Source organism: Amycolatopsis sp. NPDC114478, from assembly GCF_055633805.1.
In genome coordinates this window covers 84,203-107,468 of record NZ_JBVKDO010000011.1, presented here as the reverse complement: position 1 = coordinate 107,468, position 23,266 = coordinate 84,203, and the positions used below count along the sequence as shown (strand labels likewise).

Annotated in this window: 25 protein-coding genes and 2 pseudogenes; 18 read left to right on the top strand and 9 right to left on the bottom strand. The window is 70.1% G+C overall.

The window, feature by feature from the left end:
* Nucleotides 1–73: 73 nt before the first annotated feature.
* A complete protein-coding gene (locus tag ACZ7OH_RS28330; RefSeq protein WP_470283592.1) occupies nt 74–271 on the bottom strand; it encodes a hypothetical protein in 198 nt (65 codons plus the stop codon).
* Between the two features lie 289 nt (nt 272–560).
* Here ACZ7OH_RS28330 and ACZ7OH_RS28325 point away from each other — a divergent pair, with 289 nt between their 5' ends.
* The 4 genes from ACZ7OH_RS28325 (at nt 561) to ACZ7OH_RS28310 (ending at nt 6,317) form a co-directional block, all read left to right on the top strand.
* Nucleotides 561–2,036, top strand: coding sequence for a tyrosine-type recombinase/integrase (locus ACZ7OH_RS28325; protein ID WP_470283591.1), 1,476 nt, complete (start codon nt 561–563; stop codon nt 2,034–2,036).
* Nucleotides 2,037–2,128: 92 nt separating this feature from the next.
* Nucleotides 2,129–3,856 carry a hypothetical protein gene (locus ACZ7OH_RS28320; RefSeq protein WP_470283590.1) on the top strand — a complete coding sequence of 576 codons (1,728 nt, stop codon included), beginning with the start codon at nt 2,129–2,131 and terminating at the stop codon, nt 3,854–3,856.
* Complete coding sequence (locus ACZ7OH_RS28315) at nt 3,853–5,910, top strand: hypothetical protein (protein WP_470283589.1); 2,058 nt, start codon at nt 3,853–3,855, stop codon at nt 5,908–5,910. Before ACZ7OH_RS28320 ends, ACZ7OH_RS28315 begins: the two co-directional genes overlap by 4 nt.
* Complete coding sequence (locus ACZ7OH_RS28310; RefSeq protein WP_470283588.1) at nt 5,907–6,317, top strand: helix-turn-helix domain-containing protein; 411 nt, start codon at nt 5,907–5,909, stop codon at nt 6,315–6,317. The genes ACZ7OH_RS28315 and ACZ7OH_RS28310 overlap by 4 nt, the downstream gene beginning before the upstream one ends.
* 181 nt (nt 6,318–6,498) lie before the next feature.
* On the opposite strand, the gene ACZ7OH_RS28305 is transcribed toward ACZ7OH_RS28310, so the two are convergent.
* Nucleotides 6,499–6,804 (bottom strand): hypothetical protein, encoded by a 306-nt coding sequence (locus ACZ7OH_RS28305; RefSeq protein WP_470283587.1) that lies wholly within the window; start codon nt 6,802–6,804, stop codon nt 6,499–6,501.
* Between the two features lie 597 nt (nt 6,805–7,401).
* On the opposite strand from ACZ7OH_RS28305, the gene ACZ7OH_RS28300 reads away from it, so the two are divergent.
* The 5 genes and pseudogenes from ACZ7OH_RS28300 to ACZ7OH_RS28280 form a co-directional block, all read left to right on the top strand.
* Nucleotides 7,402–8,109 carry a DUF169 domain-containing protein gene (locus tag ACZ7OH_RS28300; protein WP_470283586.1) on the top strand — a complete coding sequence of 236 codons (708 nt, stop codon included), beginning with the start codon at nt 7,402–7,404 and terminating at the stop codon, nt 8,107–8,109.
* A gap of 151 nt (nt 8,110–8,260) precedes the next feature.
* Nucleotides 8,261–8,740 (top strand): ArsR/SmtB family transcription factor, encoded by a 480-nt coding sequence (locus ACZ7OH_RS28295; protein ID WP_470283585.1) that lies wholly within the window; start codon nt 8,261–8,263, stop codon nt 8,738–8,740.
* Complete coding sequence (locus ACZ7OH_RS28290; protein WP_470283584.1) at nt 8,737–8,922, top strand: hypothetical protein; 186 nt, start codon at nt 8,737–8,739, stop codon at nt 8,920–8,922. Before ACZ7OH_RS28295 ends, ACZ7OH_RS28290 begins: the two co-directional genes overlap by 4 nt.
* Nucleotides 8,919–10,283, top strand: a pseudogene (locus tag ACZ7OH_RS28285) (ABC transporter transmembrane domain-containing protein); the annotation flags it as partial. The gene ACZ7OH_RS28290 and the pseudogene ACZ7OH_RS28285, both read left to right, overlap by 4 nt.
* A gap of 81 nt (nt 10,284–10,364) precedes the next feature.
* A pseudogene (locus ACZ7OH_RS28280) lies at nt 10,365–10,947 on the top strand (ATP-binding cassette domain-containing protein); the annotation flags it as partial.
* A gap of 602 nt (nt 10,948–11,549) precedes the next feature.
* Here the strand turns inward: ACZ7OH_RS28280 and ACZ7OH_RS28275 are convergent.
* Nucleotides 11,550–11,972, bottom strand: a complete 423-nt coding sequence (locus ACZ7OH_RS28275; RefSeq protein WP_470283583.1) for a MerR family transcriptional regulator — start codon at nt 11,970–11,972, stop codon at nt 11,550–11,552.
* Between the two features lie 194 nt (nt 11,973–12,166).
* On the opposite strand from ACZ7OH_RS28275, the gene ACZ7OH_RS28270 reads away from it, so the two are divergent.
* The gene (locus ACZ7OH_RS28270) at nt 12,167–13,192 is read left to right on the top strand and encodes an alkylmercury lyase family protein (protein WP_470283582.1); all 1,026 of its coding nucleotides are present in this window, start codon (nt 12,167–12,169) and stop codon (nt 13,190–13,192) included.
* Nucleotides 13,193–13,493: 301 nt separating this feature from the next.
* Here ACZ7OH_RS28270 and ACZ7OH_RS28265 read toward each other — a convergent pair whose 3' ends face one another.
* Entirely contained in the window at nt 13,494–13,907 is a 414-nt protein-coding gene (locus ACZ7OH_RS28265) for an ArsR/SmtB family transcription factor (protein ID WP_470283581.1), read from the bottom strand.
* 132 nt (nt 13,908–14,039) lie between these two features.
* On the opposite strand from ACZ7OH_RS28265, the gene ACZ7OH_RS28260 reads away from it, so the two are divergent.
* From ACZ7OH_RS28260 to ACZ7OH_RS28230, 7 genes are all read left to right on the top strand, one after another.
* The gene (locus tag ACZ7OH_RS28260; protein WP_470283580.1) at nt 14,040–14,687 is read left to right on the top strand and encodes an arsenate reductase ArsC; all 648 of its coding nucleotides are present in this window, start codon (nt 14,040–14,042) and stop codon (nt 14,685–14,687) included.
* A gap of 20 nt (nt 14,688–14,707) precedes the next feature.
* Complete coding sequence (locus tag ACZ7OH_RS28255; protein ID WP_470283579.1) at nt 14,708–15,112, top strand: arsenate reductase ArsC; 405 nt, start codon at nt 14,708–14,710, stop codon at nt 15,110–15,112.
* A gap of 34 nt (nt 15,113–15,146) precedes the next feature.
* Nucleotides 15,147–16,241, top strand: a complete 1,095-nt coding sequence (arsB, locus tag ACZ7OH_RS28250; protein ID WP_470283578.1) for an ACR3 family arsenite efflux transporter — start codon at nt 15,147–15,149, stop codon at nt 16,239–16,241.
* Nucleotides 16,238–17,296 (top strand): ArsO family NAD(P)H-dependent flavin-containing monooxygenase, encoded by a 1,059-nt coding sequence (locus ACZ7OH_RS28245; protein WP_470283577.1) that lies wholly within the window; start codon nt 16,238–16,240, stop codon nt 17,294–17,296. Before arsB ends, ACZ7OH_RS28245 begins: the two co-directional genes overlap by 4 nt.
* A 54-nt stretch (nt 17,297–17,350) precedes the next feature.
* On the top strand, nt 17,351–17,692 hold the full coding sequence (gene cmtR, locus ACZ7OH_RS28240; RefSeq protein ID WP_470283576.1) for a Cd(II)/Pb(II)-sensing metalloregulatory transcriptional regulator CmtR: 342 nt from the start codon (nt 17,351–17,353) through the stop codon (nt 17,690–17,692).
* On the top strand, nt 17,689–18,393 hold the full coding sequence (locus tag ACZ7OH_RS28235) for a cation efflux transmembrane domain-containing protein (protein ID WP_470283575.1): 705 nt from the start codon (nt 17,689–17,691) through the stop codon (nt 18,391–18,393). Before cmtR ends, ACZ7OH_RS28235 begins: the two co-directional genes overlap by 4 nt.
* Nucleotides 18,394–18,467: 74 nt before the next feature.
* Nucleotides 18,468–18,980: a DinB family protein gene (locus tag ACZ7OH_RS28230; RefSeq protein WP_470283574.1), complete on the top strand. Its 513-nt coding sequence runs from the start codon at nt 18,468–18,470 to the stop codon at nt 18,978–18,980.
* Here the strand turns inward: ACZ7OH_RS28230 and ACZ7OH_RS28225 are convergent.
* From ACZ7OH_RS28225 to ACZ7OH_RS28215, 3 genes are read right to left on the bottom strand one after another with little or no spacing between them, the layout of a single operon-like run.
* A complete protein-coding gene (locus ACZ7OH_RS28225) occupies nt 18,970–20,133 on the bottom strand; it encodes a M28 family metallopeptidase (RefSeq protein ID WP_470283573.1) in 1,164 nt (387 codons plus the stop codon). The two genes, ACZ7OH_RS28230 and ACZ7OH_RS28225, sit on opposite strands and share 11 nt — an antisense overlap.
* The gene (locus ACZ7OH_RS28220) at nt 20,130–20,345 is read right to left on the bottom strand and encodes a hypothetical protein (protein WP_470283572.1); all 216 of its coding nucleotides are present in this window, start codon (nt 20,343–20,345) and stop codon (nt 20,130–20,132) included. Before ACZ7OH_RS28220 ends, ACZ7OH_RS28225 begins: the two co-directional genes overlap by 4 nt.
* Nucleotides 20,346–20,371: 26 nt before the next feature.
* Nucleotides 20,372–20,521, bottom strand: coding sequence for a hypothetical protein (locus ACZ7OH_RS28215; protein ID WP_470283571.1), 150 nt, complete (start codon nt 20,519–20,521; stop codon nt 20,372–20,374).
* A 78-nt stretch (nt 20,522–20,599) separates the two neighbouring features.
* Between ACZ7OH_RS28215 and ACZ7OH_RS28210 the strand changes: the two genes are divergently transcribed.
* Nucleotides 20,600–20,962, top strand: coding sequence for an ArsR/SmtB family transcription factor (locus ACZ7OH_RS28210; RefSeq protein WP_470283570.1), 363 nt, complete (start codon nt 20,600–20,602; stop codon nt 20,960–20,962).
* A gap of 7 nt (nt 20,963–20,969) precedes the next feature.
* Here ACZ7OH_RS28210 and ACZ7OH_RS28205 read toward each other — a convergent pair whose 3' ends face one another.
* Both ACZ7OH_RS28205 and ACZ7OH_RS28200 read right to left on the bottom strand, forming a co-directional pair.
* A complete protein-coding gene (locus ACZ7OH_RS28205) occupies nt 20,970–22,052 on the bottom strand; it encodes a flavin-containing monooxygenase (protein WP_470283569.1) in 1,083 nt (360 codons plus the stop codon).
* Nucleotides 22,049–23,242, bottom strand: a complete 1,194-nt coding sequence (locus ACZ7OH_RS28200; RefSeq protein ID WP_470283568.1) for an MFS transporter — start codon at nt 23,240–23,242, stop codon at nt 22,049–22,051. Before ACZ7OH_RS28200 ends, ACZ7OH_RS28205 begins: the two co-directional genes overlap by 4 nt.
* Between the last annotated feature and the right edge of the window lie 24 nt (nt 23,243–23,266).

Genomic DNA, 23,266 nt, shown 5'->3' with positions numbered 1-23,266 from the left:
GCCGGAACCAATCCCAAAGTTTCGACTCTCGCGACCTTCCGTCGCGTGAGCGAACTGGCTTGCCGCGAGCGCGTCAGCCGCTGGTGACCTCGGTCCAGGCGGGTTTATCGCGGAGCGTATGCGCTGCAATCAGTGACGGGCGCAGCGGCCCGTCCGTCGGCTTGAAGTAGCTCGTGTCATCGGGCAGCACGTACCACCGTCCACCGCCGATCGACGGCCGCCCCTCGGCCTCGTACACCCTTGCCCCGGTCAGGTCCGGCTCCTCCGCCACCCGTACTCCCCAGATCAGTCGTTCGGCCTAATGACCCCGCCACGCAGTCAACCACGCACGGCACGTTCTACCACGCATCTCCGTGGACCGTGTCGGGGCTTTCACCTGGGGTTACCCGGGTCACCTCGGTTTGACAGCTCCGGTTCCATCACTCAGGATCAGGCACGTAGTCGTACCTGTGTTCGATGTTTGTCGCTGACTTCCCACAGCGATCCTGGCGTGGTGTGGGAGCTTGTCGTGGCGTTCAACTTGTGTGTAGGCGGTCACTGACCGCACCATCGTCGATCTGATGACGATCTTGGAACGATGGCGGGTGCGCACGACACCCGCGCAGGTGGAAGAGGCCCCTGTCGGGGGTCACCGGGTGGGCGTCGGCTGGTCCGGGTGGCTCCGGTCGGCGCCGGTGGTGGCGGGTGCACCGTTCGTGTTGTCGCCCGAGTTTGAGTACGACGTCCGGCTGAACGGCTTCTTCGCGAGTGCGCGGATGCGGTCGCTGGCGGAGCGAACTCAGCACGGTTACGCGCGGGACTTGGCCGCGTTCCTGACTTTCCTGTGGTCTGCCCGAGCTCGGAGACGCTGGAATCAGGCGCGGGAAGAGGACCACCTGGCCTACCTGCACTGGCGCCGCCACGACGAACAGGGGCCACGCGTGTCAGGGTCGACGTGGAACCGGGAGCTGGCCGCCGTGAACCAGTTCTACCGCTGGGCTCTCGCGGCTGGGCACGTCGAGGTCAGCCCGGTCCCGCAGCACTGGCGCCGGCCGGGTGCCGCCCGTGCCGGTTGGGCGTCCCGCTCGACGTTGGACGAGCAGCGCCCGGCGACGTATTCGCGTGACATCGGCCCGGCTCGGGTGCCGTGGATCCCGATCGCGGACTACCGCGTCTGGCGTGACATCGGCGTGCGAGGGTTCGACACGTACGGGTTGCCGCGAATGGATTTCCGAGGCCGATGGAGCTCACGAGACGCGGCGTTCTGTGATCTGATGATCCGCACGGGCCTGCGGCTGGGTGAACAGTCCGCGCTGACCGTGCTGGAGTTTCCGCTGGCGCGAGACGGGATGGCGTACCGGCCGTTCGAGTTGCCGGCCGCGATCGCGAAGGGCGGATCGGGTCGCACGGTGTACGTGGCGGCCGCGGTCGTCGCGGACGTTGCCGCGTACGTGCGGTGTGATCGCGGCGAGGTGGTCGAGCAGGCACGATCGGCGGGACGCTACACGCGGATCCGGGACCCGCTGGTGATCGACCAGCACAGCCGTGGCGGCTTGTTGCTGGCGCGCGATCGGAGTGGGCGCGCGGTGCGGGTGGCGAACCTGGCCTGGGAGGCACGCCGGCGGCTGCTGGTCGAGACCGAGCAGGGCCTCGAGCCCGCGGCGTTGTGGCTGGGTGAGCATGGTCTGCCCTTGTCGGTGGCGCGGTGGAAGAAGATGTTCGCCGAGGCGAACGCGCGCTGCCGTGCGGTCGGAGTCGCGTTTGCGGTGCACGCGCACATGCTGCGGCACTCGTTCGCGGTGATCACCCTGGAGCAGCTACAGCGCGGTCACCTGGCCGCGCTGGGATCGCTGGATCCGGCGCAACGTAGCGAGTACGTGCGGGTCTTCGGCGATCCGCTCGACTGGGTCCGGCGCCGACTGGGCCACCGGTCCGTGGTGACCACGCAGATCTACCTGCACACACTGGCCGAGCTCGACATGGAAACCCGGCTGGCGCTGGTGCCCGACGACTGGACCGACGCCGTCGCGCACCCAACGGAACAGGCTCGTCCGTGACCGGCCGGGGCAGCACCGGACCCAGCCGGCCTGCCGCGATGCCCAGCGGAAACTATGCGGCCCCGGCGGCGGCCACCGGGCATAGTGGACAGTTGAGTGCGCCGTTCGTCGGTGATGACGGGCGCTCTGGGGCGTGGCCGGTGGGGACGTTGCCGTTGCCGGGCTGGCACGCTCCGATCGCCGAGGCCCTGGCCGCACGCACCGGCCCGGCCGGCGGCCTGCGCACGCGGGAGTCGGCGAACAACGCGTGGATCGCCGCCGCTCGCCTGCTGCGCTTCCTCGCCAGCTTGCCCGAGCCACCGACGGATCCCCCAGCCCTGATTGCCGGGCACCTGCACCAGTACCGCCTGCATCGACGCGCCGCGGCCTCGAGCGCCGTGGTCACCTCCGAGCTCGCCGAGCTGCGCCGCCTTCTACGGCACCTGCCAGATGCAGACTCAATCCCGGCGACCGCCTGGGACGTGCTGGCAGTGCGCACCCGCGGTACGACCCACCGCAGCCTGCCCGGCTACTCCGACGGCGAGTTCCATCGCCTGGTGGCCGCAGCCCGCGCCGACGTCGCGGACGTCGCCGACCGGATCGACCGGGGCGAGCACATCCTGCAAGCCTGGCGCACGGCACCGAAGGACCTGCAGCAGCAGGACCGCGCGCTGGGAGCCGCGTTGGCCGAGATCGCCGTCACCGGCGTGGTCCCGACGCAAGCGGGTAGCGCCGACGTGCCCTGGCAGGAGGCGCAACGGGCACTGGCGGGGCACCTGTTCGTCACCCGCGCCGACCTGCCGGCATTGCTGGTGCTGTTGGTCGCGGTCTCAGCTCGCAACATCGAAACCGTCAAGGAACTGCCCGCCGAGCACCGGCTCGTCGGCGACCGCGCGGTGGAACTGCAGCTGGTCAAACGGCGCCGCGGCGCGCGAGGCTGGCTCGACTCCGTGACCTGGGAAATCGGGCCTGCCCATCGCCGTTTGCACACCCCGGGAGGGCTGTACCTGCTGCTGCACCGGCTGATGGAGCGTGGGCGTGGCTTCACCGGCAGCGACACCCTCTGGTCGAGCTGGGCAAGCCACACCCGCAGTGCCACTGATGGCCTGCAGGTCCGGAACCCGTTTGCTCGGCGCCTGGGCAGCGGCGTCCCGTTCACACAGTGGGCCGCCAGGCACACTCTCCTCGTCGACGCTGCCGACATCGACGACGGCCCCCGGCCGCTGCCCGTCGATCTGCGTCGCGTGCGCACCAGCGCCGAAGTGCGGCGCACCCGCGCCGTCGGCGGGCACCTGCCGTCGGCCGCCCGGTCGAACACGGTGCCGGTGTTGTTCTCCCACTACCTGCGCGGCGACCCCACGACGACGGACTGGGCCGAGGACGTGATCGGGGACGCGGTCGCCGACGCAGAGACCACAGCGTTGACGGCGCACCGCCGTGCGCTCGAACACACCGGTGCCGCCACGCTGGCGGTCGACCCGACCGGCGCTGCGGACCGCAGCGCCACGGAAGGCCCGTGGTCGGCGTGCCGCGATCCCGAGCATCGCCCCGGCACCGGCCGCGCCTGCCGACCGATCACCATGCTCGCGTGCTTCCACTGCAGCAACTGCCTGATCACCGAGGCACACTTGCCGGCAATCACCGCGCTCACCGCAGCGTTGAACCGGCGGCGCACGACACTGTCCGAACAGGACTGGTGGGATCGCTACGGCACCACGTGGGCAGCCATCCAGCACGACGTGCTGCCACGCTTCTCCCCGGCGCAGGTCGCCCGCGCGCAACACAGCCCGCCCGCCGAGATGATGCTCGACCTCGCCGAAGCCCCCTGGGAATGGCCGTGACCACACCTGCGACGACCCCGTCGTCATCTCCCGGCGCGGACGATGTTCTCGTGCTGGCCGACCGCCCTCTGCGCCCGAGCGTGCAGCTCGAGGAAACCTCCCGCTTCTCCGATGACTTGTGGGACCTCACCCCCGCGCTGCTGCAACACCACAGTCACGCCATGATCCTGAACTTCGCCACCATCCCGGCGCCCTACCGGCTATCCGCCAAGCAGCTATGCCACGGGCTGCTGTCCGGCCCGCATCCCGGCGGCGAACGGCCCTACGGCATCGGCACGATCCGCAACCTCGTGTCGCGGCTGCGGCGGTTCTTCCTGTGGCTCGCCGAACACATGCCGCGCCGATGCCTTGCCGACCTCACGACCGCGGACCTGTGCCGCTACAACCAGGCCTTGGCCTCCTCGCCCCTGACGCCACTGGCCGCGGGCAACGTCAGGTCCACGATCGGGCTGCTGTGGCGCTATCGCCACCACCTCGACGACGGCCTGACCGTCGACCCCCGCCACGCCGAGGGCTGGTGCACACCGGCGGGCACCGTCGCGGAGAACCGCACCGCCCGGATTCCCGAACCGGTGCTCGCGCCGCTGCTGGCCTGGGCGCTGCGCTTCACCGACGACTTCGCCCCGGATATCCTCACCGCAGTCCGCGCACGAGAAGCCCAGCGACAGCGGCTCGCAGGCCCGCTGCTCACCCGCCAGAGCGACATCCTCGCCCGGCTCGACACCTACCTGCAGCAGCACCTCGCCGAGGCCACTCCGCTACCCGGGTTGCACGGAAAGCCCAACGCCTACTTCATCGGCTCGCAGATCGGCTGCCAGCGCAGCCGACTGCACGCCCCCGTGCCAGCCAGGATGATCCACGAAACGGCCACGGTCGTCGGCGTCACCGACCACACTTGGCTCGTTCCCGCGATCACCGGCCAGCTCGACGGACAACCTTGGGTCGACGGGATCGCCACCCGCCACCCAACCCAGTCAGTCGCCGTCCTCGCCCGTTTGCTGCACACCGCCTGCTACATCGTCGTGGCCTACTTCTCGGGATTGCGCGACTCGGAGATCAAGCACATCCGCCGTAGCGGCGTCATGACGCTGCGCGACAGTACCGGCGCCGCCTACCGATGGCGGCTGACGAGCAGAGTCTTCAAAGGACAACGCGATCCCGCCGGAACACCCGAAACCTGGATCATCGGAGCACCCGCCGCGCGCGCGGTGGCGGTCCTCGAAGAACTTCAGCCATCGGATGAAAACTTGCTCTTCCGCCCCCTCAGCCGCTCCCAAGGCCGCGCGGCCGACGTCATCGACACACTATCGACCAACCGACAGCTCAACGAATTCGTCAAATGGGCCAACGCCTACTGCGCCCGTGCCGGACGCGCCGACGTCATCACCACCACCGACGGCAGCGTCTTCCGCCTACGCAGCAGCCAATTCCGCCGCACCCTCGCGTGGTTCATCGCGCGTCGCCCCGGCGGCTCGATCGCCGGCGCCATCCAATACAAGCACCACGGCATACAGATGTTCGAGGGCTACGCCGGCACCTCACGCTCCGGCTTCCGCGCCGAAGTCGAAAGCGAACAAGCCCTGCTGCGCGGCGAACACCTCACCGACATCGCCACGACCTACCACCACGACCTGACCGGCCCAGCCGCCGAGGAAGCGCGACGACGTCTCGACGTCCTCACCGCGAACCCGGACTTCCCCGGGCTCGTGCTGGCCGACCCGGTCCGAACCCGCCGGTTCCTCGCCCGCCACGAACCCGACATCTACCCCGGCACCTACGCGACCTGCGTATTCACCGCAGCCACAGCGCGATGCCTGCCACCGCCCCAAGCCGCCGGGTCCACCGGGCCGGCGCTGGAGCACTGCCACCCGCTCGAATGCTCCAACGTAGCACTGACGCCCGGCAACGCGGCCGCGCTACAGCGCGAGCACCACCGGCTCAAGAACGCCCTGACGAACCCAGCGTCGCTTCCTCCACTGCTGGCGCACCGCCTGCGGCGCCGCCAGTACGACATCGCCCGGCTGCTCGCCGACATATCCATGGAGACGCCATGACCCGCCACTCCGGTCTACCCACCCGCGACGAGCTCCACGCCGCCCTCGCCGCCATCAGCCGCGACGGCAGCCGGGTCAGCGTGCTCGCCTTGGCCCAGCACTTCGGTCTGGCCAACACCACCTTCCGCCGCAACTTCCCCGATGTGGTCGCAGAGCTTGCCCAGCAGACACCAGGGGCAGCCGGCCCGTCGGCTCGGACCAGACCTGAGGGAGCCCGCGACCTCGCGCACGCCAACGCCGTGCTGCGGACGCAGAACCGCGACCTGCGCCACCAGCTGGACCTCGCGTGCGCCCAGATCCAGCGCCTGGCACTCGAAAACGATCAGCTCCGCGAGCTGGCCCACGCCACGGCACGCGTCACCACCCTCGAACACGGGCCGTCCGGACACATCACGAAGCGACGGTGATGCTGCGGCGTTCGATGATGACGACATCCACGCCACTGCCGTGGTGTTGACCGATGCGTTCGCGGATGCCGACTTCACTGAACCCCGCGCACCAATTGGTCAACGCGGTCGTGCCTCAATGACGAGGGCCTCGGCGAAGCCGTCGTCGTCGGCGTGCTTGTTGAGCGCGCAGCAGCGCGCGTCAGGGCAGGTGGCGGTCGATGCGGCGCAGGAGTGTGCCGAGCGGGCCGTGCTGGTGCCAGCCCCTGCGGATGACGGCGTTTCGTGCCGTGCGGATGGCAGTGCGGAGACGGGTGGCGACGCTCGGGGCGTGGGCGTCCTCGAGTTCCGCGGCGCGGCGTTGGACCCAGCGAGCGCAGCGGATGCAGATCCCGACTTCGGGGTGGTTGCCGAGGTGCACCAGCTCCTGGTCTGGTCGTTCGGCACCGCAGCACCAGCACGTCGGCTGGCGTGGGGGCGGCGCCTCGTGGTGCGGGTGCACTGTCATGGCCGACCTCCGAACGCAGTTGCTGTTCCAGCATCCACCCTTGCTGGCGGTAGGGCCAACCGTGCGGGTGGGACTTGGCGAAGCGGCGGCAGGCGGTACCTCCACGTCGAAGCCAGGTGGCGAAGCTGCGGTGGCCGGCGTCCAGTCCGGCCGGAGGCGTTAAGAAACGCGTTGAGATAGCCCCCAGGGTTTCGCGACGTAGGCCGAGCGGACTCGCACGGTGAGCCGGAGTCGTCGATGTCCCCTTCTTGCGCATAGAGCGAATGGCTGAATCAGCTCACCGTAATGGCCGCAGCTTCGATGCAACCGGTCACTATTGGTTGATCACCGACAAAAGCACGAGCCGGGAAAGTACTCGCTTGGCGGGTGTCGGGCGTTGTGCCAGCAGGAGAACACTCGGCCACGGTGCGTGCCGGGTTCTCGTCGCGACGTGACAACCACCGGGGGAACTGCTTTGGTGACGCGTGCGCTGAGGGGTGCGGGCTGTGCAGAACGCGACAGCCGCAGCCGTCGGGCACGGGCAATCGGGGTTCTTTCCTGTGGGTTTGCGGCGGTGAACGACGCCGCGTCCATCACCCGCACTGGAAGGAACACGTCGTGAGTCATCCTGAACTGGCCACCAAACTCATCGAATTGCTGGGCCTGGAACAACCTCCAGTCGCGCTGGCCATGGTCGAGGGCCCGCCCGAGGGCATCGCCGCCGCCGAGCACGCGGTCCCCTCGAGCTGCACCTTCTGGCGCGAGGCCGAGAAAGGGGTCTTCTACGCCAGCGCCGCGCAGCACTTCAACTGTCCGGTCGGCTCGCACGTGATGGGCTTCGACCTGCCCGAAGAAGTCCAAGCCCAGCTGGGCGGGCTGGTCCAGTCGATGTGCGACGCGCAGTACCTCGACATGGCCGAGGTCGCCAACATCCCAGCCATGACAAAGAAAGGCACCGGCGTGGTCTACGGCCCGCTGGCCGAGCTGCCGGTCGCCGCGGACGTGGTGCTGATGTGGCTGACACCCTCCCAGGCCATGATCTACAACGAGGCCACCGGCAACGCCAGCTGGACGGCGTCGGCACCGGGCTCGGTCTCCGGCCGTCCCGGCTGCACCGCCTTGCCGCTGGCCGTGGCGGGCCAGGAGCCGAAGATGGCGTTGGGCTGCATCGGTATGCGCACCTTCACCGGGATCGGCGACGACCGTCTGCTCGCCGCGGTACCCGGCGACAAGATCGAGGAGCTGACGGCCGCGATCGAGTCCGCAGTCACGGCCAACGCCGGCATGCGGTCGTTCTATGAAGGGCACAAGGCCCAGTTCGCCTGACCCCGTCGAGGCCCGTGTGCGCGATCCTCTTCCCGTGCTGAAGGAATGCAGGAAGAGAGGATTGCGCACACGGGCGCGGCGTTCTACTGTCAGTCACATCGAAGAACGTTGATGTGTAAGTAGAACGACGATCATCGATCTGGGGGTGCGAATGCGCAACGAACTGCCGGCCGCGGCACCGGATTCCGAACGACGATCCGCGAGCACTGCGGAATCCGCCGGAATGGATGCCGAAACGGTGGAATGCGCCCCGCACTGCAGCATTCCGCTGACGACTCCGCGGCTGTCACATGACCAGGCCACCCAGCTGTCGAGCGTGTTCAAAGCACTGGCGCACCCGACCCGAGTCCAGTTGATGAACCTGCTGCTGGGCAGCCGGTTCGCGGTCTGCGCCTACGACCTGCAGGTCGCGATGGGGATGCCGCAATCCACCATCAGCCACCACCTCAAGCTGCTGGTGGGCGCCGGTCTGGTCAACCGTCAGCAGCGCGGCATCTGGGCCTACTTCTCCATCAACGTGGAGGCGATGCGCGCGCTCGGGCTGGTGATCAGTCTCGACGACGCCGCACCGCAACCGCTTTCAGCCGCCGCGTTGCGCGATCCCGCCATCGACACCGCGGACGCCCGGTGAACCAGTCGACAACCGGCCGCCTCGTACTGGGTGAGCAGGGCTGGAACTGGCTGCGCCACGGCGAATTGTCACTGCTGCCTCGCCCCGTGCGGCCGGCGAGCATGCGGTGGGCCTGGACGGCGCTGGCCCTGGTCCTGGCAGGCCTCGCGACGATCGCGGTCGCGATCGGGACACACCTATGACCGCCACCGACACCGTCGTCGAGAAGGACCCCGCCGGCGCCTCCCGGCCTGCGGGCCCGCGCGGCGCGCGCCGTTGGCAGCGGGTGCGGGTGCCGGTGGTGCTGCAGGCCAGCCGCGCCGAGTGCGGGGTCGCGTGCCTGGCAATGCTGCTCGCGCACCGGGCGCACCCCGCGTCGCTGCACGACGTGCGGGCCGCGTGCCCGGTCGGGCGCGACGGCATCAGCGCGGGCGCGATGGTCCGCGCGGCCCGGCATCTGGGCATGACCGCCAGCGGCCATCCTGCGACCGCCGAGGTCCTGGAGCGGGTGCCGATGCCGGTCATCGCGCATTGGGAGGGCAACCACTTCGTCGTCGTCGAACGGCTCACCGCCCGCGCCGCCCGGGTGGTGGACCCCCAGCTCGGCCGGCGACGGCTGACCCGGGCCGAATTCGACAGCAAGCTCGGCAAAGCCGTCCTGCAAATCCGGCCCGGCACCGGCGTCACTCCGGCCACCGCCCGGCCGGAACCGTTCGCGCGCCGGTACCTGCGGTCGTTGCTCGCGTTGCCCGGCACCGGCCGGTTGCTGGCCCAGGTGCTGCTGGTCACCGTGCTCACCCAGCTGCTGGTCGTGGCGATGCCGCTGGCCACCAAGATCGTGGTCGACGACATGGCGCAGCTGAACGCGGCGTCGCTGCTGCCGCTGCTCGGCGCCGGGATCGCCGCCGCCGCGCTCGCGCAGCTGGTCACCGGTCTGGTGCGCTCGGCGTTGCTGGTCCGGTTGCAGGGCCGGCTGGACACCCATGCGCTGCTCGGGTTCACCGCGCATCTGCTGCGGCTGCCGCTGCGGTACTTCGAGCACCGCAGCACCGGCGACATCGTGACCCGCTTCGGCACCATCGCGTTGCTGCGGGATCTGATGACCAGCCAAACGCTGTCCGCGGTTCTCGACGCGGTCCTGGTGCTGACCTATCTGGCCGTCCTGTTCGTCGTCGACGTCACCCTCGCGCTCGCGGTGCTGGCGGTGATCGTGGCCGTGGTCGGCCTGCTGTGGTCGACCACCGGCCGGGTCCGCGAACGGATGGCGCTGGACCTGTCCAGCCAGTCCGAGGCTCAGGGCTACCTGGTCGAGCTGCTGCAAGGCATCACCACGCTGAAAGCCGCGGCCGCCGAGGACCGGGCGATGCAGCGGATCACCGGATTGCTCACCCAGTGGATCACCGTCACCCTGCGGCGCAGCTACCTCGCCGCGGTGATCGACGCCGCGACGACCACGCTGCGGTTCGTGACCCCGCTGCTGGTGCTGTGGTTGTGCGTCCAGCGGGTGGAGGCCGGCACGATGAGCCCCGGCACCATGCTGGCCGTCGCCTGGCTGGCCACCGCGATCGTCACCCCACTCGCCTCCGTCGCCGCCAACGCGCAACGCCTGCAGCTCGCCGGCGCGCAGCTGCACCGCCTCGCCGACGTGCTCGACACCCCACCCGAACCCGTGCTCGGCCACCCGGCCGGCGGATTCCGGCCGCGCGGGCAGGTCAGTCTGGACGCCGTCGGATTCCGGTACGACCCCTACAGCCCGCCGGTCCTGCACGAGGTCACCCTCACCGTCGAACCCGGCCAGCGCGTCGCGATCGTCGGCGCCACCGGATCCGGCAAAACCACCCTCGGCATGCTGCTGCTGGGCCTCTACCCGCCCAGCGACGGCGTGATCCGCATCGACGGGCACCCCGTCGACACCCTTGACCCGCAGCTGCTGCGGTCCCAGTTCGGGGTGGTGCTGCAAGACCCGTTCCTGTTCAGCGGCACCGTCGCCGAAAACATCGCCCTGCACGACCCCGGCATGCCCCGCGCCGAGATCGAACAGGCGGCCCGCACCGCGTGCCTGCACGAGGAAATCATGGCCATGCCCAACGGCTACGCCACCCACCTCGCCCAACGCGGCGCCGGCCTGTCCGGCGGGCAACGCCAGCGCCTCGCCCTGGCCCGCGCGCTCGCGCAGCGCCCGACGGTGCTGCTGCTGGACGAGGCCACCAGCAACCTCGACGCGCGCACCGAACGTCTCGTGCACGAGCGCCTCGCCACCCAGCCGTGCAGCCAGATCATCATCGCCCACCGGCTCAGTACCGTCCGCGACGCCGACCAGATCATCGTCCTCGACCAAGGCCGAGTCGCCGAGACCGGAACCCACGACGAACTGCTGGCCCGCGGCGGCCGCTACGCCGACTTGGTCGCCGCCCAACTCGACCCCAGCACCCCCGTGCCCGACCACTCGATGCCCGGCGACTCGGTGCCGGAACGGGCGGTCGCCCTCGACTCCCCGACAACGGGGAACCACCACGACACGCAAAGGAGGTGACATATATGGAGATCCAGGAACTTCCCGAGATCACCGAGGTCGAGCTCGACGAGACCCTCGGCGGCACTGCGGAACCCGCAGTGTGCGTGACGACCGTGGACGGCAACTGCGGCTGCTGATCACGACACCGTCGCCCGTTGTGGCGACGTGGTGAGCGGGCCAGCGTGACTCTGGCCCGCTCACCACCCAACTGAGCAGACCACGCCATCACCCGGCAGCGCGACCCGCCCGGCCTCCATCCTGCCCGGCGAACACGCCGCCGTGAACCGGACGACGCTCACATCCACTGAAGACCCATCAGACCGGCCCCTCGGCCGCCGTGTCGGACGCCGCGAGATCGATCTCGAGCAGGATCGGGCACTCCCGCCGCGGGCGCGGCATCTCGCACGTCTCCACCAGCCGGGCCAGCGCCGATCGCATACCCACCAGCGCGGCGATCCGGCGATCCAGATCGGCCATCCGGTCCCCGGCCAGCTCCCGGACCGTGTCACACCCCTCCGGACCACCGGCCGCCAAGCCCAGCAACTCCGCGACCTCGTCCAGCGTGAAACCCAGCAGCTGAGCACGCTTGATGAACCGCACCGTCCGCACCGCCTCCGGCGGATACGCCCGATAGCCCGCCGGCGAGCGCGGCGGCTCCGGCAGCAGGCCCCGACGCTCGTAGTAGCGCAGCGTCTGCGCGTTCACCTCGGCCTCACCGGCCAGCTCACTCGTCCGCACCGATCCATCATCACCCTGTACTCGGGTACATGCTCAACCTCAGGCCCGGGTCGCCGTGCTGCCCGGCTCCTGCCGGGGTGGAGGCCGGCGTCGGCCGAGTTGCCGTCCGGTTCTGCTCGGGCTTGACTCGGTAGCCGGGTACAGGGTCGACCATGACCGTGGACCCACCCGGTACAGCCACGGAGACCCGCCCGATGAAGATCGACATCCTGCACGTGCCTGACTGCCCCAACGTCCCGCTCCTCGCCGACCGGCTCAAGCAGGCCCTCGAGGACGACCCCGCAGCCGGCCGCCACACGATCACCCACACCCTCGTAGGCGACCTCGACACCGCCACCGTGACGGGCATGACCGGCTCGCCGACCCTGCTCCTGGACGGCATCGACCCCTTCGCCGAACCGGGCAGTGCTCCCAGCGTGTCGTGCCGCCTGTACCGCGACACCGACGGCCGGATCTCCGGAGCTCCCACGGCCGCTGCCCTGCGCCAGGTCCTGCAAGACCACACCGGCACCGAGCCCCAGAACCACGCTGGGCAGTGCTGTCCGTCGGCCAGCCACCCGAGTGTCCCGCAGGCGTCGTTGCGGGACTGGCGTGCGCGCGCGACCCCGGCGGACCCCGCTGAACGAGCGATCCACCAAGCCGTTCTCCGCAGCTTCGCGGCCACCGGCGCCGCACCGGAACCGGCGTCGTTGGAACAGATCGCGGCATCGTTCGGGGTCCCTGCCGCAGACCTGCTGCAGCGGCTACACGAACGCGACGTCATCCGGCTCGGCCCCGACGGTCGGATCCGCGCGGCGTACCCGTTCTCGGCAGTGCCCACTGGACACCATGTCCAGCTCCCCGTAGGACCGGTGGTCGACGCGATGTGCGTGATCGATGCCCTGGGCATCCCGGCCATGCTCAACACTGACGCCGTCATCACCACCACCGACCCGGCCACCGAACAGCCGATCACGGTGACCGTCACCGGCGGCCGGACCACATGGAACCCGGCCACGGCCGTCGTCTTCCTTGGCGGGCAGGCCGATGCCGGTCCGTCCGCGGACGTCTGCTGCGGCTACCTCAACGCCTTCCCGAACCAAGCCGCCGGACAGACCTGGGTCGCGACGCACCCCGACGTCCCCGGCGACATCATCAGCAGCGCCCACGCCGAACAACTCGCCCGACACATCTTCGGCAATCTGCTCGACAGCACCGCAGGACGCGACTACAACCGTTGACGAACAGCCAGACGAAGAGTCGGGCTCGTTGCGACACAAAACCTTGACCGGATACCGGTCAGCCGTCGCTTCTGGCCCGGAACGTTGTCGATCGACACCCGGCCAGGACCCGACCCTGACCGCCCAGTGCCCTTCCAGCTCCCGCTGCACATCGTGACTAGCGGCTTGCCCCCTACTGGCCGTCGCCACGCCTACCTGGACTTCTCCATCGCGCCGAAATCGAGGACCTCGGGACTGTTCCTGCGGCGATCAGGTGTTCGAGGGCGATGAGGACATCAGTACATCCGCTTGACGCAGCCACTTAGCAGCGGCTAGCACGTTCGTCGTCGGAGAGCGGCGCCGGACGATCCGCGAGCGGGCCACCTTCGCGAAGGAGGAGCCCAAGGGTTTCCAGCGGCTTAGGCACGAGGCTGTACCAGCTCCAGGTGCCTCGGCGCTCGCGGGTGAGCAGGCCGGCGGAGACGAGGACCCGCAGGTGGTGACTGAGTGAAGGCTGGGGCATGTCGAAGTCCTCGGCGAGGTCGCAGAAGCACGCTTCGCCGCCGGGTGAGTGCCGGATGAGGGACACGAGCCGGATCCGGACCGGGTCGGACAGGGCCTTGAACAGCTTCGCGGCCGTCTCGGCTTCGGTGTCGCTCACGACCGCGGCCGGCTCGGTCAGCAGGAGGGTCACCGCGACCGGGTTCGACCGGACATGACCGTCGTGCGCAGCCACGGCACCTCCTCGTCAGCTTGGCGGCCTCGGTGTGGTCGATCGTACCTCAGCTGGATTGACAAGAGTCGATCCAAGCGTCTTCAATTGCATCGGCAGACTTCGATCCAAGCCGGTTCGCTCGAGGAGAGCCCCATGACGCACGCCACGGACGGCCTGCCCGCACGCGAGGTCGGACTGCAGCTGGACCGCATCGCCGACGAGCTGGCTGATCGCTTCCACGGCGTCTTCGGCCGCGAAACGGTCGAGCTGTTCGTGCGCGAGACCTACGACCTGCTCGCCGAGAACGCGACGATCACCGTCCACCTGCCCGCCCTGACCGCCCGGTTCGCCCGCGAGCGGCTGGTCGCCCTCGGCCGGGCCGAAGGGCTGACCCAGGTGACCGTGCCGCAGGTGCTGTTCCTCTGCGTCCACAACGTCGGCCGCTCGCAGATGGCCGCGGCCCTGCTGAACCACCACGCCTTCGGCCGGGTCACCGTCCGCTCGGCCGGCTCGCAGCCCAAGGGCGAGATTCCGGACATCATCACCGGGGCGCTGCGGGAGCTGCACGTCCCGCTGAAGGCTGCCTACCCGAAGCCGCTGACCGACGAGGTGCTGCGCGCCTCCGACGTGGTGATCACCCTGGGCTGCGGCGACGCGTGCGCGATCTACCCGGGCAAACGCTACCTGGACTGGGACATCCCCGACCCGGACGGCGAGCCGCTGCACATGGTCCGCCGGATCCGGGACGAGATCGACCGCCACGTCCGCGGGCTGCTCGACGAGCTCAGCAACCACCCCTGACGACCTCGAAAGGATCCTCCATGTCCCGCACTCCCGAAGTGCTGTTCGTCTGCGTGCACAACGCCGGCCGCTCCCAGATGGCCGCCGCGCTGCTGCAGCACCACGCGCTCGGCCGGATCGCCGTGCGCTCCGCCGGCTCCGAACCGGCCGACAAGGTCAACCCCGCCGCCGCCGACGCGCTCGCCGAGTGGGGCCTGGACATCGCCGCCGAGGTGCCGACCAAGCTGTCCACCGAGGACGTCGAAGCCTCCGACGTCGTCATCACCATGGGCTGCGGCGACGCCTGCCCGATCTTCCCCGGCAAGCGCTACCTGGACTGGCCGCTGGACGACCCGGCCGGCCAAGGCGTCGACGCCGTTCGCCCGATCCGTGACGAGATCGATCGCCGCGTCCGCGCCCTGCTCGCTGAACTCCTCGACGCCTGACCCACCCGACGACCTACTTCTGGAGGCACGGTCCGTGACCGAGACCGCCGACAAGACCGCCACCCCGGCCGACGCCGACGTCCTGCACAGACTGTCCTTCCTGGACCGCTTCCTTCCGGTGTGGATCATCGCCGCGATGGCCGTCGGACTGGGCCTCGGCAGTGTGATCCCCGGCCTGCAAGGCGTGCTCGAAGCCGTGAAGATCGGCCAGGTGTCACTGCCGATCGCGCTCGGGCTGCTGCTGATGATGTACCCGGTGCTGGCCAAGGTCCGCTACGACAAGCTCGACACCGTCACCCGCGACCGACGCACCATGGTCCTGTCGCTGCTGCTGAACTGGATCCTCGGCCCAGCGCTGATGTTCGCCCTCGCGTGGCTGCTCCTGCCCGACTTGCCGGAGTACCGGACCGGGCTGATCATCGTCGGCCTCGCCCGCTGCATCGCCATGGTCATCATCTGGAACGACCTCGCCTGCGGCGACCGCGAAGCCGCCGCGGTGCTGGTCGCGCTGAACTCCGTGTTCCAGGTGATCATGTTCGGCGTGCTCGGCTGGTTCTACCTCGACCTGCTGCCCGGCTGGCTCGGCCTCGACACGACCAGCGTCTCCTTCTCGCCCTGGGAGATCGCGCTGTCCGTCGTGATCTTCCTCGGCATCCCGCTGGCCGCGGGCTACCTGTCGCGCCGGATCGGCGAGCTCCGCAAGGGCCGCGAGTGGTACGAGGGAAAGTTCCTGCCGAAGATCGGCCCGGTCGCGCTCTACGGGCTGCTGTTCACCATCGTCGTGCTGTTCGCGTTACAGGGCGAGACGATCACCTCCCGGCCGCTGGACGTCGCCCGGATCGCACTGCCGCTGCTGGCCTACTTCGCGATCATGTGGGGCGGCGGCTACCTGCTGGGCAAGGCGTCCGGGCTGTCGTACGCGCGGACGACGACGCTGGCGTTCACCGCCGCGGGCAACAACTTCGAACTCGCGATCGCGGTCGCGATCGGCGTGTTCGGTGTGACCTCTGGCCAGGCGTTGGCCGGGGTAGTCGGCCCGCTGATCGAGGTCCCGGTCCTCGTCGGACTGGTTTACGTCAGCTTGTGGCTTCGCAAACGCTGGGTCGAGAAGACCTCGCAACCGCAGTGACGTCCTCGACGCAGGTGGTGGTCATCGGCGGCGGCCAAGCCGGCCTCGCCGCGGGCTACTACCTGCGCCGCGCCGGGCTCGACTTCGTCATCCTCGACGCCCAAGCCACACCCGGCGGCGCCTGGCAGCACGGCTGGGACTCGCTACGCCTGTTCTCCCCGGCCCAGTTCAGCTCCCTGCCGGGCTGGCCCATGCCGCCCTACCCGAGCGAGTGGTACCCGCCGGCCGGGCACGTCGTCGACTACCTCGCCGCCTACGAGAAGCGCTACGAACTGCCGATCCGTCGGTCCGAAACGGTGACTGCGGTGTCCCGGACGGCCGGTGGTCTGCAGGTGACGACCGACTCGGGAGTCTGGTCGGCCGGCGCGGTCATCAGCGCGACCGGCACCTGGTGGCGCCCGCGCCTGCCGCTGGTGCCGGGCAGCTTCGCCGGCCGACAGTTGCACACCGTCGACTACCGGACCGCAGCCGAGTTCGCCGGACAGCGCGTGGCCGTCGTGGGCGGCGGAAACTCCGGAGCGCAGATCGCCGCCGACCTCGCCGAGACGGCCGAGCTCACCTGGATCACCCGCCGTCCACCTCGCTACTTGCCTGACGAGGTCGACGGGCACGCCTTGTTCGACGCGGCCACGCGGCGCCGCCGGGCACTCGACCGAGGCGGAGCCGACACCGGCGGCGTCGCCGCACTCGGCGACATCGTCGTGCTGCCCCCGGTCCGGCACGCCAGAGACGCCGGCCTGCTCACCGCCAAGCCGATGTTCTCCCGCTTCGACGAAGACGGTCCGATGTGGAGCGACGGCACCCGGGTGCGCGCGGACGCGGTCATCTGGTGCACCGGATTTCGCCCTGCCCTGTCCCACCTGGCCCCGTTGCGGCTGCGCAACTCCGACGGCCAGATCGCCACGGAAGGCACTCGTGCGATCGACGAACCACGGCTGCGCCTGCTCGGCTACGGCGACTGGACCGGCCCGGCCTCGGCGACGCTCATCGGCGTCGGCATGACCGCGCGGGCCGCCGTCGCCGACATCACCGGCCGTCTCGAGGCAGGTCACTGAACTCAACTGTTCAGCCATTGCTGATACGACAGTGAGCGCTGTATTGTCCGATGCATGCTGACGTGTGAAACGCGCGGCGCAGCCCTCGCCCGGCTCGGCCGCGCCTTGGCCGACCCGACCCGGTGCAAGATCCTCGTGTCGCTGCTGGACGGCGTGAGCTACCCCGGTCAGCTCGCGACGGAGCTGGGGTTGACGCGCTCGAACGTGTCCAACCACCTGGCGTGCCTGCGCGGCTGCGGCCTGGTCGTGGCGACGTACGAGGGTCGCCAAGTGCGCTACGAGCTGGCGGACGCCCACCTGGCCCGCGCACTGAGTGAGCTCGTGCAGGTGGTGCTCGCGGTCGACACCGCGCAACCGTGCGTGGATGACGAGCAGCCGGCGGTGGTGGACCGATGAGCGGGGACATCGACAGGCGCACCGAATTGCCGTGGACGACCGCGGCCGCCGCATCGGATGGCTGCACCGACGGATGCTGCGCGCCGGAAGCGGCCGCTCCGGTCGACGCGCAGCGGCGGGCCGTGCTGTCCCGACGAGTGCGGCTACTGGTCGGGGCGACCATCACCTACAACGTGATCGAGGCGGTCATCGCGATCTCGGCCGGTTCGGTGGCGTCGTCCACGGCGCTGATCGGGTTCGGCCTGGACTCAGTGATCGAGGTCGCCTCCGCTGCCGCGGTGGCGTGGCAGTTCTCCGGGAAGGACCCGGAAGCCCGGGAACAGGCGGCGTTGAAGGTCATCGCGGTGTCGTTCTTCGCGCTGGCCGCCTATGTCACGGTCGAGTCGGCGCGGTCGCTGTTCGGCGCGGAGTCGGCGGAGCACTCGACGGTCGGGATCGTGCTCGCCGCGGTGTCGTTGCTGGTGATGCCGTTTCTGTCCTACGCGCAGCGCCGCGCCGGGCGCGAGCTGGGGTCGGCGAGCGCGGTCGCGGACTCGAAGCAGACGCTGTTGTGCACCTACCTTTCCGGTGTCCTGCTCGTCGGGTTGCTGCTCAACTCGCTGTTCGGCTGGTCCTGGGCCGACCCGATCGTCGCGCTGGTCATCGCCGCGGTCGCGGTGAAGGAAGGCCGTGAAGCGTGGCGAGGCGAGCATTGCTGCTGAACCACTGAGGTCGATCTCAGCTCAGCGGTGAGACGCTGGACCCGGAGGAACTGAGCGTGCCGGGAGGTGGCGCCATGGATCGGCAGATGGTGCACGAGCAGTGGGAGCAGGACCGCGTTGTCTTCCACGAGCTGGTGGCCGCAGCGACGAGCACGGACCTGCGCCGCCGGTCCGACGGCACCCGGTGGACCAACCAGCAGCTGTTGTTCCATCTGGTGTTCGGCTACCAGATCGTGCGCGCCCTGCTGGTGCTGGTCCGCGTGTTCGGGCGGCTACCGGACCCGGTGAGCCGCGGGTTCGCCGCGACGCTGAACGCGGCGACCCGGCCGTTCCACGCGATCAACTACCTCGGCTCGTGCGGTGGTGGCCTGATCGGACCCGAGCGGGCCGCTCGCTGGCTCGACCACATCATCGCGTCCCTGCAGCGAAGCATGGACCGGGCCGACGACGCGGACCTGGCGCGCGGGATGCACTACCCGACCCGCTGGGACCCCTTCTTCCAGTCCTACATGACGTTGGCCGACATCTACCGCTACCCGGCCCAGCATTTCGCCTTTCATCAGCGACAGCTCACCCTCAGCCGGTGAGCCGGGCGAGGAGCTGCCGGACCGTGGCGACGACCAGGTTGGTCGCCGCCACGAGGGTGGCCGTCTCGACGCGGTCGGCGGTCTCGGCCGGGGTCTGATAACCGGGCATGCCCATGCCGATCCCGACTGCGGGCAACCCGGCGGCGGCGTAGCGGCGGTTGTCCGAGGCCATGGCCCCGGCGCACAGTGGGACTCCGGTCTCGCGGCCGGCTTGGTCGAGTGCGGCCAGCAGGGTGTGTGCCGGTCCGCCGGCTTCGACGGCTGCGGCGTCGCCGAGCTGGGCGGCGCCATCGACGTTGATCACCATGGTGCCGTGCGCGACGGTCGGGGCGTGGTGGGCGGAGCCGCGCGCTCCGGCTTCCTCGGCATCAAGGAACGCGACCACGAGTCCGATGCCCTCGGGCATGGCCGGTGCGAGGAGACGGACGGCTTCGAGGATGACGGCGACGCCGGAGGCGTTGTCGGCTGCGGCGGGCAGCCGCTGATCCGGGTCGTCGCCGACACCGTCGAAGTGCGCGGCTAGCAGGACGTTCAAGCCCTCAGGGGCGGGTTCTCGCAAGACGCCGTGCACATTGGACCCGGTGCCGTCGATGGTGTGCAGCGGCATCGACGCGGTGACCAGCTTGCCGGTGGTCATGCGCTGGTGCAGCTCGGTGCGGACCGCGAGGACCGGGAGATCGCCGGCCGGTGGGCCGGCGATCATCTTCGGCATCCACCCGGCCTCGTCGGTCCCGCGCGGCACCAGCAGACCCGCCGCGCCCTCGCGGATGGCCCGCGCCGAAACCCCCAGGTCCGGCGTGAGCACCCAACGACCACCCAGCTCGTCAGCGTCGGCGCGCACAAGCTCGCCGGTGCGTAGTGCGGGCAGGTCGGAGGAGGCGAGGTGTTCGACGAAGTCCCGGCGGTGCACCAGCGTCCGGTCGCCCCAGATGAGCTGAGGTGTGCGGTAGAGCTCCCGCACGCCGGAGACCGGGAACTCGTCGGTGGTGACCGTCGCTCCGATCGCCCGCAGCTGCTCGGCGAGCCAGGCAGCGGCCGCGCGCCCGCCCGCGGTGCCGACTCGGCGACCGGTGAAGCGGTCCTCGGCCAGCGCGGTGACCGTGGTCCGCAGCCGGTCGCTGGAGACGGCCGGCGCGGATCGGGTCGTGGTCATCCGCAGCACCCGGCGCCGTCGGCGACCGCTTCGGCCTTGGCGGCCGGGTCGCAGCAGGCACCGGCCGCGGTCGCCGCTTCGGTGGTACCGCAGCACGTCGCCGTCGCCGTCGTGGCGGTGGTGGGTGCGGTGCCGCAACAGCCGCTGGAGGCCGGCGGGGTGAAGGCCTCGGCTGGGTCGCCGGCGAATCCGCCGATCGTCTCGCTGGTCATCGGAACTCCTTGCAGTGGTCGAGGTTTCAGAAGCGGGAGGACAGCAGCAGAGCGTGAGTGCGGGCCCGGTCGAGCAGGGCGTCGGCACGGCATTGGCCGGTGCAGACCTGCGCGCAGGATTCGCAGAACTCCACCGTTGCGGCGGTGCGGAACAGGCGTCGGATCAGCTTGATCATGAGCAGCCCTATCTAGATGTCCATCTAATCAACGTGGCCTAGTTTGCCGCCGGATTAGATGGATGTCAATATAGATGTGTGACTAAGCAGAGGATCGAGTTGCCGGTGATCTCCGACGGGTGCTGCGCACCGCTGGTCGCCGCGCCGCTGACCGCCGAGCAGGCGGTCGACCTGGCCAAGGCGTTCAAAGCCCTGGGCGACCCGGTGCGGCTGCGACTGCTGTCGCTGATCACCTCGGCCGAGGACGAGAGCTGCGTCTGCGACCTGACCGCGGCGTTCGACCTCACCGGGCCGACCATCTCCCACCACCTGAAGGTGCTGCGCGAAGCCGGCCTGGTCGACAGTGAACGCCGCGGTACCTGGGTGTACTACCGGCCCCGCGTCAAGGACCTCGGGCAGCTCAGCGCCCTGCTGGCCGCCCCAGGCCTGGCTCCGGCCTGACGACGCGTCACACGCGAGCAGGCTGGCAGCACCTCGCGCGAGCGGCGTCGCGGCTGAGCGGCAGGCGCTTGACGACGTACTCGGCGTCCCGCCCGACGCCGCGCAGAGTCGCCGAGGCGAAGCTGCGCTGCCACTCCAGCCCCACGTAACCCAGCCCGGAATGGGTCGTGGACAGACCGCGGTTGTGACGCGGGTGTCCGCTCGCGTCCAGCGCGCCGATCGAGTCCAGGTAGGACAGTCCCGGACGGAAGCCGGTGGCCAGCAGGATCGTGTCGACGGACTCTCGTTTCCCGTCCGCCCACACGACTTCGATGCCCTCGACAGTCCTGAACATTCGCCGCTGGTCCGGGCGTCCGGCGTGGACAGCGGCGCGGTAGCGCCCGGGGTCGTTGACCGGAGAGGGCGGCGGAGTGCGCAGCAGGTGCCCGATCGGCAGGTGGTCGAACCCGACCGCTGCGGACCAGAAGTGCACGTCGCGGCCCAGCGGCCGCTGGGGTGCGAACTTGATCGGCGTGCGGGTGGCGAGGGTGACCTGGGCGTGCTCGGCGAGTTCGGTGGCGATCTGGACCGCGGAGTTCCCGGCGCCGACCACGACGACCCGCTGCCCGGCCAACCGACTCGGTTCGCGGTAGTCGCTGCTGTGCAGGACGGTGCCGGTGAACGTGTCCAACCCGGGCAGCGCGGGCCGATGCGGCCGGGAGAAGCCGCCGCTGGCGGCGATCACGACCGGCGCGGTCAGCGTCGAGCCGGTGCTGTGGACGGTGAACACGCCGCCATCCCGAGTCACCGCGTCGACCCGATGATGGGTGCGGATGTCGGCGTCGAGACAGCCGGCGTAGGCGCGGAGGTAGTCGACGACCTCGTCGCGGTGCGGGTAGTGCTCAGGATCGCCGGGGAACGGCAGTCCGGGCAGCCCGCTGTAGCGGGCGGGCGAGAACAGGGTGAGGCTGTCGTAGTAGCGCGGCCACGAGCCGACCGGGTCGGCGCCGGCTTCGAGGACGACCGGCCGCAGGCCGCGATTCTGCAGGGCGCGGACGGCGGCGAGGCCGGCTTGGCCGCCGCCGATGACGATCGCGTCGTGCTCGCTCATGATGTTCTCCCAGTTGACGTTCGAGGATTGCCGGCCATGGCCAGCGCAGCGGCTACGGTGTTGACCGCGGCGAGGACGAGGAAGGCGTGGGCGTAGCCGCCGAGCACGCCGGCGAACGCGGCGCCCGCAAACGGGGCCAGCGCCATGGTGACGGTCATCGGCGCCGACATGAGCCCGTTGAGCCGTCCATAGTGGACAGCGCCCCAGCGGTCGGTGATCGCCGTCGCCTGCAACAGGGTGAACACCCCACGGGCCATCCCCGCCACCACCGCCGCGCCGATCAACGCGACCACCGAGGTCAGCATCGACAGCAACGCAGTGGTGACCGAGGTGGCCAGCAGGATCACCCCGGTGCGGGCGCGGACGCTGGTGCGCCGCGACAGCGTGCCGTAGCCGAGCCGGCCCAGCACCTGCCCGCCGCCGCCGAGCCCGAGCGCGACTGCCGCGATCCCGGGACTGACGCCGCGTTCGGTCAGCAACGGCACCAGGTTCACCACGACCGCGAACGCCGAGAACGTCGCCAGGCTAAGCGCGACCACGAGCACACGGAACGCGCCGCTGCGGGCGATCGCGCGCGGATCGCTGTGCTCGACGTGCTCCGCTAGCGGCGGCCCGGCCTCCGGCCACGGACCCTTCAACCCCCACGCGTGCAACGGGATGGTGATCGCCGCCAGGACGAGCGCGAGCACCAGGTAGGTGTGGCGCCAGTCCAGGTGCGCGGCCAGCAGCGCGGTGAGCGGGGCAAACACGGTGCTCGCCAGGCCCCCGGCCAGCGTGAGGACTGTCAGGGCGGACACTCGCCGCGGCCCGTACCAGCGGGTCAACGCCGCGAACGCCGGCGGATACAGCACCCCGCTCATCGCCGCCCCCGCCACCGCCCACGCGGCGACGAACCAGGCGAGGTTCTGCGCCGTCGCGATCGCCACCAGCGCCAGCACCCCCAGCACCGAGCCGGTGGCCATCACGGCACGGGGCCCGCGCCGGTCCAGCCACCGCCCGACCGGAATCCCGGCCAGGGCCGTGACGAGCTGTGCTCCGGACAGCGCGGCGACGACCGCTGTCGTCGGCCAGCCCGTGTCGCGGCTGATGTCCGGCGCGAGCACCGGGAAGGCGTAGTAGAGGATCCCCCAGCTGGTGATCTGCGTGACGCACAAGATCGCGAGCACCCGGCGCAGCCCGGACCTGCTCAAGGTCTCAAGCTGCGCCGAAGCGCC